General features: G+C 60.9%; 17 protein-coding genes. 8 read left to right on the forward strand and 9 right to left on the reverse strand.

The genetic code is table 11. The features are described from left to right. Nucleotides 1–23: 23 nt before the first annotated feature. Nucleotides 24–944 (reverse strand): ParB/Srx family N-terminal domain-containing protein, encoded by a 921-nt coding sequence (locus tag ASD70_RS20685; protein WP_056847319.1) that lies wholly within the window; start codon nucleotides 942–944, stop codon nucleotides 24–26. A gap of 106 nt (nucleotides 945–1,050) precedes the next feature. Between ASD70_RS20685 and ASD70_RS20690 the strand changes: the two genes are divergently transcribed. From ASD70_RS20690 to ASD70_RS20700, 3 genes are all read left to right on the forward strand, one after another. Beyond that, entirely contained in the window at nucleotides 1,051–1,425 is a 375-nt protein-coding gene (locus ASD70_RS20690; protein ID WP_005786102.1) for a YajD family HNH nuclease, read from the forward strand. Nucleotides 1,426–1,586: 161 nt separating this feature from the next. Next, the gene (locus ASD70_RS20695; protein WP_010212123.1) at nucleotides 1,587–2,054 is read left to right on the forward strand and encodes an RNA methyltransferase; all 468 of its coding nucleotides are present in this window, start codon (nucleotides 1,587–1,589) and stop codon (nucleotides 2,052–2,054) included. Between the two features lie 67 nt (nucleotides 2,055–2,121). Further along, entirely contained in the window at nucleotides 2,122–2,472 is a 351-nt protein-coding gene (locus ASD70_RS20700; RefSeq protein WP_056847320.1) for a YgaP family membrane protein, read from the forward strand. Nucleotides 2,473–2,551: 79 nt separating this feature from the next. On the opposite strand, the gene ASD70_RS20705 is transcribed toward ASD70_RS20700, so the two are convergent. Beyond that, nucleotides 2,552–3,772 carry a hypothetical protein gene (locus tag ASD70_RS20705; protein WP_056847321.1) on the reverse strand — a complete coding sequence of 407 codons (1,221 nt, stop codon included), beginning with the start codon at nucleotides 3,770–3,772 and terminating at the stop codon, nucleotides 2,552–2,554. Between the two features lie 14 nt (nucleotides 3,773–3,786). Beyond that, complete coding sequence (locus ASD70_RS20710; protein ID WP_056847322.1) at nucleotides 3,787–4,236, reverse strand: YcgN family cysteine cluster protein; 450 nt, start codon at nucleotides 4,234–4,236, stop codon at nucleotides 3,787–3,789. A 153-nt stretch (nucleotides 4,237–4,389) separates the two neighbouring features. Here ASD70_RS20710 and ASD70_RS20715 point away from each other — a divergent pair, with 153 nt between their 5' ends. Further along, nucleotides 4,390–4,974: a nitroreductase family protein gene (locus ASD70_RS20715; RefSeq protein WP_056847323.1), complete on the forward strand. Its 585-nt coding sequence runs from the start codon at nucleotides 4,390–4,392 to the stop codon at nucleotides 4,972–4,974. A gap of 131 nt (nucleotides 4,975–5,105) precedes the next feature. On the opposite strand, the gene ASD70_RS20720 is transcribed toward ASD70_RS20715, so the two are convergent. The 5 genes from ASD70_RS20720 to ASD70_RS20740 all read right to left on the reverse strand — a co-directional run bounded on the left by ASD70_RS20720 (nucleotide 5,106) and on the right by ASD70_RS20740 (nucleotide 9,762). Further along, complete coding sequence (locus tag ASD70_RS20720; RefSeq protein ID WP_056847324.1) at nucleotides 5,106–6,038, reverse strand: D-2-hydroxyacid dehydrogenase; 933 nt, start codon at nucleotides 6,036–6,038, stop codon at nucleotides 5,106–5,108. A gap of 107 nt (nucleotides 6,039–6,145) precedes the next feature. Then, the gene (locus ASD70_RS20725) at nucleotides 6,146–6,439 is read right to left on the reverse strand and encodes a YcgL domain-containing protein (protein WP_005786089.1); all 294 of its coding nucleotides are present in this window, start codon (nucleotides 6,437–6,439) and stop codon (nucleotides 6,146–6,148) included. Next, entirely contained in the window at nucleotides 6,436–7,569 is a 1,134-nt protein-coding gene (gene rnd / locus ASD70_RS20730; protein WP_056847325.1) for a ribonuclease D, read from the reverse strand. The genes ASD70_RS20725 and rnd overlap by 4 nt, the downstream gene beginning before the upstream one ends. A gap of 125 nt (nucleotides 7,570–7,694) precedes the next feature. Beyond that, nucleotides 7,695–8,291, reverse strand: coding sequence for a class I SAM-dependent methyltransferase (locus ASD70_RS20735; RefSeq protein WP_046071460.1), 597 nt, complete (start codon nucleotides 8,289–8,291; stop codon nucleotides 7,695–7,697). A 100-nt stretch (nucleotides 8,292–8,391) separates the two neighbouring features. Beyond that, nucleotides 8,392–9,762, reverse strand: a complete 1,371-nt coding sequence (locus ASD70_RS20740; RefSeq protein WP_056847326.1) for a glutamine synthetase family protein — start codon at nucleotides 9,760–9,762, stop codon at nucleotides 8,392–8,394. A gap of 383 nt (nucleotides 9,763–10,145) precedes the next feature. Here ASD70_RS20740 and ASD70_RS20745 point away from each other — a divergent pair, with 383 nt between their 5' ends. After that, on the forward strand, nucleotides 10,146–10,919 hold the full coding sequence (locus tag ASD70_RS20745; protein WP_056847327.1) for a transporter substrate-binding domain-containing protein: 774 nt from the start codon (nucleotides 10,146–10,148) through the stop codon (nucleotides 10,917–10,919). A gap of 131 nt (nucleotides 10,920–11,050) precedes the next feature. Here the strand turns inward: ASD70_RS20745 and cynR are convergent, their stop codons facing one another. After that, entirely contained in the window at nucleotides 11,051–11,935 is an 885-nt protein-coding gene (cynR, locus tag ASD70_RS20750) for a transcriptional regulator CynR (RefSeq protein ID WP_056847328.1), read from the reverse strand. 112 nt (nucleotides 11,936–12,047) lie between these two features. Here cynR and ASD70_RS20755 point away from each other — a divergent pair, with 112 nt between their 5' ends. The 3 genes from ASD70_RS20755 to ASD70_RS20765 are packed head-to-tail and all read left to right on the forward strand — an operon-like array spanning nucleotide 12,048 to nucleotide 14,083. Further along, nucleotides 12,048–12,689, forward strand: coding sequence for a carbonic anhydrase (locus tag ASD70_RS20755; RefSeq protein WP_056847329.1), 642 nt, complete (start codon nucleotides 12,048–12,050; stop codon nucleotides 12,687–12,689). A gap of 28 nt (nucleotides 12,690–12,717) precedes the next feature. Further along, a complete protein-coding gene (cynS, locus tag ASD70_RS20760; protein WP_056847330.1) occupies nucleotides 12,718–13,188 on the forward strand; it encodes a cyanase in 471 nt (156 codons plus the stop codon). Nucleotides 13,189–13,243: 55 nt separating this feature from the next. Continuing rightward, nucleotides 13,244–14,083, forward strand: a complete 840-nt coding sequence (locus ASD70_RS20765; RefSeq protein ID WP_056847331.1) for a cache domain-containing protein — start codon at nucleotides 13,244–13,246, stop codon at nucleotides 14,081–14,083. The last annotated feature ends 13 nt before the right edge of the window (nucleotides 14,084–14,096 follow it).

Here is a 14,096-nt window from a genome sequence, read left to right on the forward strand (position 1 = left end):
TCCCTCCCACATTTGGTACTGCTTCAGTCTCTGGATTTGCGGTACTCGATCACATATGGCAGTTTTTTATCGAAAGTCTTTTCCAGCTCCCTGTGATCCAGCTGGGTCATACCACCCAATTGCCGGGCCGTGAAACCGCTGTCGCCCACCTTCGATCCCGGCGCCAGGCTGACTATGCGTTGGGCCACAGCTTCAATGGCGTCCTTGTACCCGCCTTTCTTATTCAGGTTGTAGCTGCCCAGGTCAATTTGCGTGCGCAGCCAGTTACCCCAGTAGAACTCGAGGAATTCCGGCGCAATCGCACCGTCGGTTGGCTTGCCATAGGCGGCCTTGCGGGTGAAATACACCAAGCTGCGGAACGTGTCGTCCTGCAGGTTCTTGAAGCCCAGGTGCGCTGGCAATTGCGCAGGTGGCAGCGTCTGGCCCCGGTTGTCCTTGAGCCAGACCTTGCGCGCAGCCTCCATGCGTTGCCAGAAGGTGGCAAGGTTTGGGCTGCTGCTGAAATCGTCGGTGACCTTGACCCACATTTTCAAACGCGGGCCGGCGCCAGGGGTCTCCCATAGGGTGGTGAAACTGTGATGACCATCGGTCAGGTACAGCTGGCCGCCGGGGCCGACCACCACGGTTTTCATCTCATCGGGATAAGTGCCCACCGCACGCTTGCAGGTGAAGCTGGCGGGCCGCAGCAGTTCGGCGGTCTTAGGCACCTGGTCGGCCTCGCCCTGGCCGTTGGTTTCGCAGTATTCGTCGAAAGCCTTGGCGGGCTTGTCGGCGAACAGCCCCAGGCTGTAGTAAATCTGGTCGAAGCCCACCACGGCCTGGGTCGGGTGCAGTTGTTCCAGGGCAACCTCGATCACCTGCCCCGGTTGTGGCGTCGAAAACGCCTGGGCTTGGCCGGTAAGGGCACAGAGCACGAGCCCGATAGTCCATGAATGCAGACGCATGAATTTCCATTCCTTATCAGTCAGTGAAGCAATCCTAGCGGTCATTTACCGCGCAAGCGGCTAGAATCCACCTTATCCGTGAACCATCAAATAGCCAGGAGCCATGATGAGCTCGACCAACCCGCCCTCCCACACCGCCAAGCTGGACCGCATCCTCGCCGATGCCCAGCGCGACCGCGAAATGGGCTATCGCGACAAAGCCTTGAAGATGTACCCCCACGTCTGCGGCCGTTGCGCCCGTGAATTCGCCGGCAAGCGCCTGAGTGAGCTGACCGTACACCACCGTAACCACAACCATGATGACAATCCCCAGGACGGCTCCAACTGGGAGTTGCTGTGCCTGTATTGCCACGACAACGAACATTCGCGCTACACCGACCAGCAGTACTTCGGCGAAGGCTCCACCAGCAGCCCGAGCATTGCCAAGGCGACGCATAATCCGTTTGCGGCGTTGGCGGGGTTGATGAAGAAAGACGACTGAAGATCGTCCTTGTCTGTACTGGCCTCATCGCAGGCAAGCCAGCTCCCACATTTGGAATGCATTCCCCTGTGGGAGCCGGGCTTGCCCGCGGTGACGATCGCCCAAGCACTGCATACCCCCAGGCCGTATAATCGCCGTTTTTCTCCAAGGCACCCTTCCCCGTGGGCAATAAACGCTACAGCTGCATCGGTCTGTATAACCCCAAATCCCCCGAAAACGTCGGCTCGGTAATGCGTGCCGCCGGCTGCTATGGCGTGGCCTCGGTGTTCTACACGGGCGTACGTTACGAGCGCGCCCGGGATTTCATCACCGACACCAAAAAGGTCCACCACGACATTCCGCTGATCGGCATCGACGACCTGAAAAAGATCCTGCCCCTGGGCTGCATCCCGGTCGCCGTGGAACTGGTGGAAGGCGCCCGCCCGCTGCCTGAATACACCCACCCCGACCGTGCTCTGTATATCTTCGGCCCCGAAGACGGCTCCCTGGACAAGGAGATCCGCGACTGGTGCGAAGACGTGATCTACATCCCCACCACCGGCTGCATGAACCTGGCGGCCACGGTCAATGTGGTGCTCTACGACCGCCTGGCCAAGGGCAACAACACCCGTTCGGGGCCCAAGTACTGACTTTCCGGGAACATCCGGCACCTGCGCGCAGTCAGCTAGTTACACTTGCCCTTGTTGGAGACAGATAATGAGCGACAGCAAAATCTTACAACCTATCATCGAAGCCGCGCCGTTGAAGGCTCAGCAGACCCAGAACGTGCATGGCTGGGAACGCATCGGCTCGGTGGCGGGCGGCGTGATGATGGTCGGCAAAGGCCTGCGCCGGGGTGGGATTTTCGGGTTGATCCAGGTGGCGATTGGCGGCGTGGCCCTGGCCCGTGGCTTTACCGGGCACAGTTCGCTCAAGGACAAGCTGGAGCAGGGCCGTCAGGAAATGAACAGCGTACGTACCAAGATCGAGCGCGCCGGGGAAGAGTTGAAGAACTTGAAGACCAAGGCCGAAGTGGCGGCTGAAAAGGCTGTAAAACCCCAAGCCTGATCCAGGCTTTAAGACCGCACAGATCAAATGTGGGAGGGGGCTTGCCCCTCCCACATTTTGAACTGCACATGGCTTGGGATCAGCGCAGTAGTTTGCTGTCCAGAATAACTGAAGACTCGCCGATCACACTTTCAGCCAGTTGCACAAATTCCTTGGTATCAATGCTGTTAACCCGCATCACTGCCTGCGCCAGGTCATCCAGGGAGCGTTTATTGTGGGTCTTCACACGGATCTCCCGGTCCAGATCCTGCAACACCAGCACTGCCCGCGCTACACCGGCGCTGCCGATTTGCTCGCCCCTCAGGGTAGTAACCGCCTTGCTGTCTTTGGCCAGCCGCGCCTGGATCGCCGCATAACGTTCATCGGTGATGCCTCCGGCGCGCCGCATCAGCTCAACCGCGTAATATTCCCCCAAGCCCTCACTGATCCAGTCACTGCTGTCATGGTCGTTAAAGCGCCCGATAGCCTGCACCACTTCGCGCAGCAACGGGCTGCTGCCGTTTTCGCTGACCAATGGCGTACGGCTGTTGAGGTAGATCGAATCGCGCAATGAATAGGCGCCACGGCGCATCGGGTCACTGGCGCCGACGATCAACAATTTGCCGGGATGGCGCGGGAATGCGGCCTCCACCTGGGGCCAGACAAACGTCAGCAGCGTGAGCACGTCCATGCGGCGCATGCCCTGCCCTCTGGGCGAGGCCACCGTGATTTCGGTTTCGCCCAGGCGCAGGCGGCGGCTGCCGAGGTTACCGGCGAGCATCCAGCCGGTGGGCCGGTCGAACAGGCGGGACACGTTATCAATGCGGAATTTATGCTTGCCAATGCGCGGCCAGGCGGTTTCGATACTCTTCCAGCCCGTGGGCAACTCGAACGCCAGGCGCGAGACCAACTCAATGCCATCTTGCTGATCGAGACGCGCAGCCGGCACCAGGTCTTCACCGCGCAGTAACGCCCAACTCGGCGTGACCCGTGTGTCATAGACGCCCGGCTTGAGCGTATGGCTCAGGCGTACTTTGTAGGTCAGGCTGGCCTTGTCGGCGCTGGGTTGCCACAGGCCACGGCTGCCCGTGATCTGCCATTGGCCGTCGGCCTTGAAGTCGCTGTAGTCACCCTCGCGGCCCAGGTCGAAGTCCAGGCTACGCACCGCCGAGCCTTGGGACAGGCTGACGCGCACCTGCGCCTGATCGCTCTGGGGCAGCAGCTTGACGTGATAGTCCAGGTCGACTTTCTTCGCGCACCAGCCCGGCCCGCTCAGCGCCAGTAATACCAGGCCCGCGGCTAACTTGGCTGCCGCCTTCATACACACTCCTTAGTTCAACCTGCGCGGAAGATCAGGTAGTCCTCCCAGTCGTCCTCGGGCACGTTGCCTTCGCTGAGCATGCGCCCGGACTGGGAAATGCGTTCGTGGTGCACCGCGTCACGGTCGCCACACACCAAGTGGTGCCAAAGCGGCAAGTCCTTGCGCTCGCTGACCAGCCGGTAGCCGCAGGTCGGCGGCAACCATTTGAATTGGTCGGCCTGGCCCGGGGTGAGCTGGATGCAGTCCGGCACCGTGGCCCGGCGGTTGGGATAATCCGTGCACTGACAGGTTTTCAGGTCGAGCAGTTTGCAGGCGATACGCGTGTAGTAAACGCTGTTGTCGTCTTCATCCTCAAGCTTTTGCAGGCAGCACAGGCCACAGCCATCGCACAACGACTCCCACTCCTCCTGGTCGAGCTGTTCAAGGGTTTTGCGTATCCAGAAAGGTTCGACTTTGGCGGCCATGGCTCTACATCAGTATCGGAAGCTGAAAAGGCCGCCAGTCTAGTGCCCAAGCCCGCTGGGGCCAAGCGCTTACGACTGACGGTGTAGCAACACTTGTCAGACTACTGAGCCCGCAGTAGTTTTGAGCACCGAATTGACGATCAGGAACAGCCCATGACACGCGTTGCCGATTACCCGATCCACACCCAATTCACAGAACGCTGGTCGCCCCGCGCCTTTACCGGCGAAAGCATCCCGAAAGAGACCCTGCTGAGTTTCTTCGAAGCCGCACGCTGGGCACCATCGGCCTACAACTCGCAGCCGTGGCGATTTCTCTATGCGCGTCGGGACACCCCGGACTGGGAGCGTTTCCTGGGCCTGCTGAATGAATTCAATCGCAATTGGGCGCAGCATGCATCGGCCCTGGTGATCATTGCCTCGAAAACCGACTTCATGGCTCCAGGCGCCACGGAAGAAACCCCAGCGCTGTGGCACACCTTCGACACCGGCTCGGCCTGGGGCCATCTGGCGCTGCAAGCCAGCCTAAGCGGCTGGCATACCCATGGCATGGCCGGTTTCGATCAGGAGCTGACCCGCAAGGAGCTGAAGATTCCACAAGGGTACGCGTTGCATGCGGCCGTGGCCGTGGGCAAGCTGGGTGACAAGTCGAGCTTGCCGGAGTATCTGCAGGGCCGTGAAGCGCCGAGCCCGCGCAAGCCGTTGACTGAACTGGTGTCTGAGGGCGACTTCAGCCTGTAAGCCTAGTGCAACTCCAATGTGGGAGGGGGCTTGCTCCCGATAGCGGTGGGTCAGTTAGAAATGTGCTGACAGACATACTGCTATCGGGAGCAAGCCCCCTCCCACATTTTAGATTGATGCATGGCCAAGGATCAGTAGCCCCGGTCGAAATCCACTTCCCCACGCAACGCTTGCTTGGCCTGGTAGGCGCGCACGTTTTGCACAAACAACGCCACCATCATCGACGGCGAGGTCGGCGCCGAGCTGTGCCCGGTCAACAGCAAACCCCACGCAGTCCAAAACGGGTGGCGCTGCGGCAGCGGCTCCTGACGGCACACGTCGATCACCGCGCCGGCCAGGTGCCCTTCTTTCAGGGCTTCAACCAGATCGGCATCCACCACCGCCACGCCGCGCCCGACGTTGATAAACAGCGCAGTGGACTTGAATTGCTTGAACAGTGCACAGTCGTACAGGTCATGGGTTTCGGGCGTATTGGGCAGCAGGTTGATCACGTAATCGACCTCTCCCACCAAGCGGCCCAACTGGTCGAGCCCGGCCACTTCGATAAACGGTGCCTGTTCCCGCGCCGCACTGGCGATGCCGTACAGCGTGACACCAAACGGCACGAGGAAATCGGCGACGCTCTGGCCAATATCGCCGGTGCCGACAATCAGCACCTTGCGCCCCGCCAGGCTCTGGCCCATGCGGTTGTCCCACTTGCGCTCGACCTGGCTGACCAGGCGCGCCAGCACTTCGCGCTCGTGGCCCAGCATGTAGGTGAGGACGAACTCGGCCATGACCTGGCCATAAATCCCCACCGCACGGGTCAGGCGATAGTCGCGGGGCAAGCCATCGGCCAGCAGCGGCGTAATACCGGCCCAGGTCGATTGCAGCCACTGCGGGTGATGGCCCTGGCGCAACAGGGTCGCCAGCAGATCCGGCTGGCCCAGCCATACCGGGCAATCGGCGGCCAGCCGCGAGAGTTCGGCAGAATCGCCGCTGGTCAGCACTTCAAGGTCTGGGGCCGCTTCCTTGAGCAATTGGGCGTAGAGCGGGTGATCCTGTTCAGCAATCAGAACACGCATGGTTCAAACCTTTCAAAAACAGTGCAGACGGCCGCCCGCATCCTTACGGCCACCGTCCTCTAATACGATTCCATTAAAGCCTGTGCCCTGATGCGGGCACTGATCGATCACATCGGGTCGTTGCGGCGCAGCAGCTCTTCGGGCAAGTGCTCGATGTACTCATCCTCGGCCGGCGGCATTTGCAGGTGGTAACCCTGCTTGTCGAGGTTTTCCAGCACCACCGTGATGTCTTCGCGGGACAGCTTGCGCTCCGGCGTCAGCACCATGTCGAAGGCGTGGTGCGCCTTGCCGAAAGCGTCCATCAAGGGTTCTGGCACGCGTTCCAGGGCGTCGCTTTTGAGCACATAGAGGTACATGCCGTCTTTTTTCTTGCTGCGATAGATGGAGCAAATACGTTTCAAGGCTGTTCTCCGGCAGTGGCCAGGCTGTCGAGCAGCGCTTGGCCCATCAACTCGCGACGCCAGCCACGCAGCGAGTCTGGCAATTGATAAGGCCCATCGGGGTAGCCGCTTTTAACCAGGGCTTCGAGGGTTTTCTTGCGCAGCATCAGTTCCGGCGCCATGTCCAGGCGTTCGGCGAACGTCTGGCCCAGGGCGCGCAGTTGCTTGATCAGCGTGGCTGCGTCCACCGGCAAAGGCTCGGCGACGGCGGGAGGCCATTGGTCCATCGGCACGCTGCCGGCTCGCTTGATCAGGTCCAGCAGGAACTGGCCGTCCTGGCGCACGGTGCGCGGGTGCATGTCTTCGATCTTGCCCAGCGCCGCCAGGTTATCCGGCTGGGATTTGGCCAGCGGCCACAACGAGTGTTCGCGAATGATGCGGTTGCGCGGCAGGTCGCGGGCACGGGCCTGCTGCTCGCGCCAGGCGCATAGCTCACGCAGCACGGCGAGTTGGGCCCGGGAAAGTTTCCATGCCAGCTTGGCATCGCGGTAGACCTCGTACGGGTCGATCTCACGACGCAGGTTGGCCACCAGTTCGGCACCGTCTTCCAGTACCCAGGCGTACTTGTCATCCGATAGTTGCGGGCGCAGGCGGATATACACCTCGGCCAGGTGCACCGCGTCTTCGGCGGCGTAGCTGACCTGCGTCTCGGACAATGGGCGCTGCAGCCAGTCGGAGCGGGTTTCGCCCTTGGGCAGCTCGATGTCCAGCACGGCCTGTACCAGGCGTGAGTAGCCCATGGAGAAACCAAGATTGAGATAAGCCGCTGCCAACTGGGTGTCGAATAACGGCACCGGCAGGCTGCCGGTCAGGCGCAGCAGTACTTCCAGGTCTTCGCTGCAGGCGTGCACCACCTTGATCACGCCTGAGTTTTCCAGCAAGGCGGCCAAGGGTTGCCAATTATCGATGGTCAGTGGATCGATCAGGTAAGCGCGGATGCCATCACCGATCTGGATCAGCCCGGCAATAGGATAAAAGGTGTCGACCCGCATGAATTCGGTGTCGAGGGCGACGAATGGCAACTGCTGCCATTCGGCGCAATGCTGGCCGAGGCTATCGTTGTCGCAGATCCAGTGAATATCGATGGCCACACGGCTCTCCCTTGAAGAATGGCGCGCAGTATATATCGCGAAAGGGACTTGCGAGCATCCGTAGTGCACACAGCATCATGAAAACTCCGACAGTAGGCGAAGAATAGTCCGACAAATGAAAGTTATCATCTCTTACGCAGAACGTAGACGCACCACAGTCTGGAGCCCGGTAGGAACTCCTGATAATTCAGAATCTTGAAGCCTGCTTGACGAAATTCGTCCTGCACCGGTGTTCCTGCGCCTACAGCGACAATGACCGTGTCGCGGCTGACGCGATGAAACTCGCGTAACAACATTAATCGCACATCGCTGCCGGGCACATGACGAAACAATTCCAGGCAGAAAATGCAGTCCACCGCATTCGCCGATAGGCCAATGGAAAACGCCGAGCCCTGGAATGTCTTGACGCGCTTAAGTAGCGCCCCAGGATGATGGGTACGAGCGTGATCGAGCATGGCCTGTGAGTGGTCCGAGGCCAGGATCACCCGGTTGACGTGCTCAGCCAACACCGGCCAGAAACGCCCCGAACCACACGCCAGGTCAAGGATAAGCCCCGGCTCGCCGGCCACCTTCAATGCATGGCGTACCAGCCGCGTATTCCGCCACGCCGCCAGGCGCTGCAGCAGCCGAGGTGGGCGCGGGTCACCGCAGACCCTGGCGTGCTCACGGCCACAGCGCTCAGCGAATTCGATCTCAATGGGGGATGGGGGTTGTGGCGACATCGCGGGCTCATGTGGATAGAACGGTAGTGAACGACCTTGATCCACAGCTTAACTACCGCAACGTGAAAAAAAGGTCGAAAGCTTCACTACCGTGAATCGGTCACGCCTGGTGCAGGTACCAACGCCAATCCTGCTCCCCCACCTCGCCCATGAACTGGCGGTATTCTTCGCGTTTCACCGCCAGATAGACGCCGAGGAATTCACTGCCGAACGCATCCCGTGCCCAACTTGACCCCTCAAGGGCACGCAGGGTGGTCAGCCAATCGGTAGGCAACAACTCCTTGGCCTGGGCGTAGCCGTTGCCTTCCACCGGGGCACCGGGGTCGCGCTGTTCGCGGATGCCGCGGTGGATGCCGGCAAGAATCGCAGCGGCCGCCAGGTAAGGATTGGCATCCGCCCCGCAAATGCGATGCTCGATATGCCGGGAATGGGCCGGGCCGCCGGGCACGCGCAGGCTGACGGTGCGGTTGTCCACGCCCCAGGTGGCGGCCAGCGGCGCGTAGCTGTTGGTCTGGAAGCGCCGATAAGAGTTGGCGTTAGGGCAGAACATCAGCAACGAATCGAGCAAGGTGTCGAGCATGCCGCCCACCGCCTGGCGCAACAGCGGCGTGCCATCAGCCGCCTCGCTGGCGAACAGGTTACGGCCCTGGGCATCGGCCAGGCTGACATGCATATGCATGCCGGTGCCGGCCAGGTCATCGAATGGCTTGGCCATGAAACACGCCGTCATCCCATGCTTGTGGGCCACGCCCTTGACCAGGCGTTTGTAACGCACCGCCTCGTCCATCGCCTGCAACGCGTCAGTGCGATGCTCGAGGGTGATTTCAACCTGGCCCGGAGCGTATTCGGAGATCGCCGTGCGCGCCGGGATACCTTGCAGTTTGCAGGCGCTATAGAGGTCGGCGAGAAACGGCTCGATCTGCTCCAGTTCGCGCAGGCCGTAGACCTGGGTCGAACGTGGACGCTTGCCGTCCGCGTCCCGCGCCGGTTGCGGGCGACCGTTGCTGTCGGGCTTCTGGTCGAGCAGGTAGAACTCCAGTTCCGCGGCCATCACTGGGTAATAACCGTCGGCCTTGAGCGCATCGATGACCTTGGCCAGCAAGTGCCGGGGGTCGGCGACGGTGGCGGGTAAGCCTTCGGTGGGGTGCATGCTGACTTGCACCGCAGCGGTTGGGATCAAGCGCCAGGGCATACGCTGCAAACTGCCGCTGATCGGGTACGCACGGCAATCGATATCGCCTACTTCCCACACCAGCCCGGAGTTCTCAACGTCATCGCCGTTAATGGTCAGGCCAAGGATGGTGCTGGGCAATGGCCGACCACTTTCGTACACCGCCAGCAGCTCGTCGCGGTGCAGCAGCTTGCCGCGTGGTACGCCGTTGTTGTCGAGGATAAACAGCTCGAACAGCTCGATGTCCGGGTTCTGTTCAAGGAACGCCTGGGCTTCGTGCAGGCTGGCAAAAACACTCATGGGGGCTTCTCATACGTTTGGGTCAGGCAGATGCGCACAGGAGCGCGTCATCCATGGGATAGATCAACGTAGGAAAACGGTATCGGGTGGGCGTGCGTGTCGGCAGTGAAACAAGGCCCAGAAGGCCAGTTCGGAGGGTAGCGCCTCAATATCGGCCCGGCCGGGCACGGGCAATGTCACGGGATGAGGGGAAGAACCGTCCATGCGCAAATCACATTGAGGTAGATGCCCGGCACCTTAGCACGCGTTGATCGCGAGTTAGATCCAGGTTCTATAACGTTTTGTTGCAATGCGGCCAAACATTCGCCGCCCCTTGCTACCTTGGCGCTCTGCTGGAAATAATGGCCGCCCCCCCCCGCATGGCCTCCAAGGATTCGACTCCCATGAAAGTGCCTCTAGCCCTCTGTGTACTGGTGACCCTGGCAAGCACCGCCCAGGCCGACACCGCCGCCTCGCGCCTGGATGAAGTACTTCAGCGCGGCACCCTCACCGTCTGCACCACCGGCGACTACAAGCCCTACACCTCGTTGCGTACCGACGGCCGCTATGAAGGCATTGACATTGCCATGGCCGAATCCCTGGCCAAGAGCCTCAACGCCAAGGTCAACTGGGTGCCTACGACCTGGAAAACCCTGATGCCGGACTTCCTTGCCCAACGTTGCGACATCGCCGTGGGCGGTATTTCCGTGTCGCTGGAGCGCCAGAAAAAGGCCTTCTTCAGCCAGTCCCTCGGAGTCGACGGCAAGATCCCGCTGGTGCGCTGCGCCGACGTGCAGCGCTACCAGACAGTCGAACAGATCAATCAGCCCCAGGTGCGAGTGATCGAGCCGGCAGGCGGCACTAACGAAGTGTTTGCCCGCGCCCACCTGGCCAAAACGCAGATTCGCCTGCATGACAATGTGACGATTTTTGACCAATTGCTGGCAGGCAACGCCGACGTGATGATCACCGACGCCAGCGAGGCGCGCTACCAGCAGAAGCTCAAGCCTGGTTTGTGTGCGGTCAACCCGGAGCAGCCAATGCAATACAGTGAAAAAGCCTTCCTGCTGCCTCGGGACGATGTGGCCTGGAAGAGTTATGTGGATCAGTGGCTACACCTGAGCGTGGCGACTGGCGCGTATGCGGGCATTGTCAGCCAGTGGCTGGCCGCGCCTTGATGGCGACCCAACCGGTACACCGCGGTCAAAGTGTGGGAGGGGGCTTGCTCCCGATTGCGGTGGATCAGTCAGAATATTTTTGACTGACACACCGCTATCGGGAGCAAGCCCCCTCCCACATTTTGGTTGTCTTACACCAGGGCAATCGCGCTTGCCCAGCCACTTGGCGCCATTATCAACTCAACGAACGCCCTGCACGCGGCGCTGCGGTAGGCGCCTTTGCGGCTCAAAAGCGCGGCAGTACGCCGCGGCAGCGGTGGGTCGACGGCCACGTCATGCAGGCCTGCCTGCGCCTGGGCCAGTGCTCGCGGCAGGATGGTTGCCAGCGGCGTGCTGAGCACGATCTCGATAATGGCACTGATGGAGTTGGCCTCCATGGCGATGCACGGTTTAACCCCTTGCTGACGGCAGTAATCATCGATGTAGCGGCGGGTGGCGAATCCCGTATTGAGTAGCACCAGCGGCTGCTCGAGCCAGTCCAGGCGGTTCAGTTGGGGATGAGTGGCACCCACGACCACACTCAGTTCTTCGACAAACAACGCCTCGCACTCGATGTCCGGCCCATGCTCGCCAGTAAAACCAATGCCGATATCCAGCAAGTCTTCGCCCAGTGCCGCTTCGATACGGTCCTGGGTCAACTCCTCGATGCTCAGGGTAATGCCCGGATAGAGCGCATTGAACCGTGCCAGCAGCGGGCCGATCAGGTAGGCGGTAAAGGTCGGTGTCATGGCCAGGCGCAAATGCCCTCGGCTGAAGTCCTGTACATCGTGTATGGCGCGGCTGCCGGCCTGCAGGTCCTGCAAGGCCAGCCGGGCAAAACGCACATAGGCTTGCCCGGCATCGGTCAGGCTGATGCTGCGCCCGGAGCGGTCCAGCAGCGGCGCCCCCAGGGTCTCTTCCAACTGCTTGATCTGCTGCGACAGGGTCGGCTGCGACACGTGCAACGCTTCGGCGGCACGGGTGAAGTTACGGTGCTCGGCAACGGCCAGCAAATAACGGATATGGCGCAACAGCATCGACAATGCTCCAACTATAGGCACAACTTATAGTAAGCATAATAAACCGGTCTTGGACGCTATAACTGAAAACTTCCATCCTTGCCCCATCAGCGACGCAAGGAGAACCACCATGCAGCATCTCATCGACGGCTTTCGCAAATTCCAGGGTGAAGCCTTTACCCAGCGCAGCGACCTGTTCAAACACCTGGCGACCACGCAAAACCCAGGCACCTTGTTTGTGTCCTGCTCTGACAGCCGCGTAGTCCCGGAGCTTTTGACCCAGCAGGAGCCCGGCGATCTGTTCGTCATTCGCAATGCCGGCAACATAGTGCCGTCCTACGGCCCGGAGCCGGGCGGCGTGTCGGCCACGGTCGAATATGCCGTGGCGGTACTCGGGGTCCGCGACATTGTGATTTGCGGGCATTCGGACTGCGGCGCAATGACCGCGATTTCCACCTGCACATGCCTGGACCATTTGCCAGCCGTGGCCAACTGGTTGCGCCATGCCGAGTCGGCCAAGGTGATCAACGCTTCACGCCAGCACGTCTCGGACGCTGCACGCCTGGATGCATTGGTGCGCGAAAACGTAATCGCCCAATTGGCTAACCTCAAGACTCACCCCAGCGTCGCCCTGGCCCTGGAACAAGGCCGGATGAACCTGCATGGCTGGGTCTACGACATCGAAACCGGCGGCATCGACGCTTTGGACGGGCACACCGGGCGCTTCGTCTCCCTGCTCGACCATCCAGCCACCTGTGCCCACGCCGCCTGAACCTGACTTAAACCAAGAGGACGTCACCATGTTGCAATCCCAATTCGCCCAAACCCCACGCCTGGCCCTGGCCGACACCATTATCGACCTCAAGGCGCGCAAGAACCTGTCCTGGCAGGACCTCACCGACGGCACCGGCCTGAGCCTGGCCTTCGTCACCGCCGCCCTGCTCGGCCAGCATCCATTGCCCAAGGACGCCGCCGACATTGTGTGCGACAAACTCGGCCTCGACCAGGACGCCAGCCGCCTGCTGCAAAGCGTGCCTCTGCGCGGCAGTTTCCCAGGCGGCGTGCCGACCGATCCGACCATGTACCGTTTCTACGAAATGCTGCAGGTCTACGGCTCTACCCTCAAAGCCTTGGTGCATGAACAGTTTGGCGACGGCATCATCAGCGCCATCAATTTCAAGCTGGACATCAAGAAAGTCGAAGACCCGGACGGCGGCTCCCGTGCGGTCATCACCCTGGACGGCAAATACCTGCCGACCAAACCCTTCTGATTTCCCGGCAACCGTCTACGCTCTTGGCACATCAACAAGATCGAGGGACGGGTAAATGAACACACTGCTTCGAATCACCTGGCTGCTGCTGTTGTGTTGCAGCCAGGTGCATGCCGACCCGGCTCAGGAAGCGGACGCCCAAGCCGCCAAGGCCCTGCTGGAAAAGGCCTTGGCGTACTACCACCAGCAAGGCGACAAGGCCTTTGCCGCGTTCAGCCGCCAAGGTGATTTCATCGACCAGGACCGCTATGTGTTTGTGGTCGATACCCGGGGAGTACTGCTCGCCAGTGGCGGCCCCTCCTCTGCACTGCTCGGTCGCGACGTGTCCGAGATACTCGGGCCGGATTTGCGTCAGTCATTCAAGGACGCGCTCAAGGTGCCCGAAGGCCAGGGCATCCAGCAGGCTGACTATCGTTGGCAGAACTGGAATGACGGCAAGGTCGAACACAAGCACGTGTTTTATCAGCGGGTGGGCGAACGCATCCTCGCGGTGGGCTATTACCTGCCCCGGGCCACGCCGGAACAGGCGCGAGCGCTGCGCAACAAGGCGGTGAATGCGCTGGTGAAGGACGAAACCGGCACACTCAAGGCGATCAATTCCTTGCAGGGCGGGTTCCTGCAGGATGACCTTTATGTGTTTGTGGTCGACCTGGATACCCAACGTTATGTGGCCCACGGCACCAACCTGCGCCTGGTCAATACCGACTTCGGCAAGATCAAGGACCCGGATGGCAAGCCGGTGGGCGAGCCGATCCTCAAGCTGATGGCCGAGCAGGACCAGGGGGAATACAAGTACCGCTGGAAGAACCCGGTGACCGGCAAGGTCGAAAACAAGCACGCTTATGTGCGCAAGACCGGGCATTTCATGGTGGCGGTGGGTTACTACAGCCCCTGACCTGACTTGGAAT

Origin of the sequence: Pseudomonas sp. Root569 (assembly GCF_001427465.1) — a bacterium.
Classification (GTDB): Bacteria; Pseudomonadota; Gammaproteobacteria; order Pseudomonadales; family Pseudomonadaceae; genus Aquipseudomonas; species Aquipseudomonas synxantha.

Excerpts from the sequence above, each read along its gene's own strand:
- ASD70_RS20685 (WP_056847319.1), bottom strand. The coding sequence starts at position 944 with ATGCGTCTGCATTCATGGACTATCGGGCTCGTGCTCTGTGCCCTTACC.
- ASD70_RS20690 (WP_005786102.1), top strand. The coding sequence starts at position 1,051 with ATGAGCTCGACCAACCCGCCCTCCCACACCGCCAAGCTGGACCGCATC.
- ASD70_RS20700 (WP_056847320.1), top strand. The coding sequence starts at position 2,122 with ATGAGCGACAGCAAAATCTTACAACCTATCATCGAAGCCGCGCCGTTG.
- ASD70_RS20705 (WP_056847321.1), bottom strand. The coding sequence starts at position 3,772 with ATGAAGGCGGCAGCCAAGTTAGCCGCGGGCCTGGTATTACTGGCGCTG.
- ASD70_RS20710 (WP_056847322.1), bottom strand. The coding sequence starts at position 4,236 with ATGGCCGCCAAAGTCGAACCTTTCTGGATACGCAAAACCCTTGAACAG.
- ASD70_RS20715 (WP_056847323.1), top strand. The coding sequence starts at position 4,390 with ATGACACGCGTTGCCGATTACCCGATCCACACCCAATTCACAGAACGC.
- ASD70_RS20720 (WP_056847324.1), bottom strand. The coding sequence starts at position 6,038 with ATGCGTGTTCTGATTGCTGAACAGGATCACCCGCTCTACGCCCAATTG.
- ASD70_RS20735 (WP_046071460.1), bottom strand. The coding sequence starts at position 8,291 with ATGTCGCCACAACCCCCATCCCCCATTGAGATCGAATTCGCTGAGCGC.
- ASD70_RS20740 (WP_056847326.1), bottom strand. The coding sequence starts at position 9,762 with ATGAGTGTTTTTGCCAGCCTGCACGAAGCCCAGGCGTTCCTTGAACAG.
- ASD70_RS20745 (WP_056847327.1), top strand. The coding sequence starts at position 10,146 with ATGAAAGTGCCTCTAGCCCTCTGTGTACTGGTGACCCTGGCAAGCACC.
- cynR (WP_056847328.1), bottom strand. The coding sequence starts at position 11,935 with ATGCTGTTGCGCCATATCCGTTATTTGCTGGCCGTTGCCGAGCACCGT.
- ASD70_RS20755 (WP_056847329.1), top strand. The coding sequence starts at position 12,048 with ATGCAGCATCTCATCGACGGCTTTCGCAAATTCCAGGGTGAAGCCTTT.
- cynS (WP_056847330.1), top strand. The coding sequence starts at position 12,718 with ATGTTGCAATCCCAATTCGCCCAAACCCCACGCCTGGCCCTGGCCGAC.
- ASD70_RS20765 (WP_056847331.1), top strand. The coding sequence starts at position 13,244 with ATGAACACACTGCTTCGAATCACCTGGCTGCTGCTGTTGTGTTGCAGC.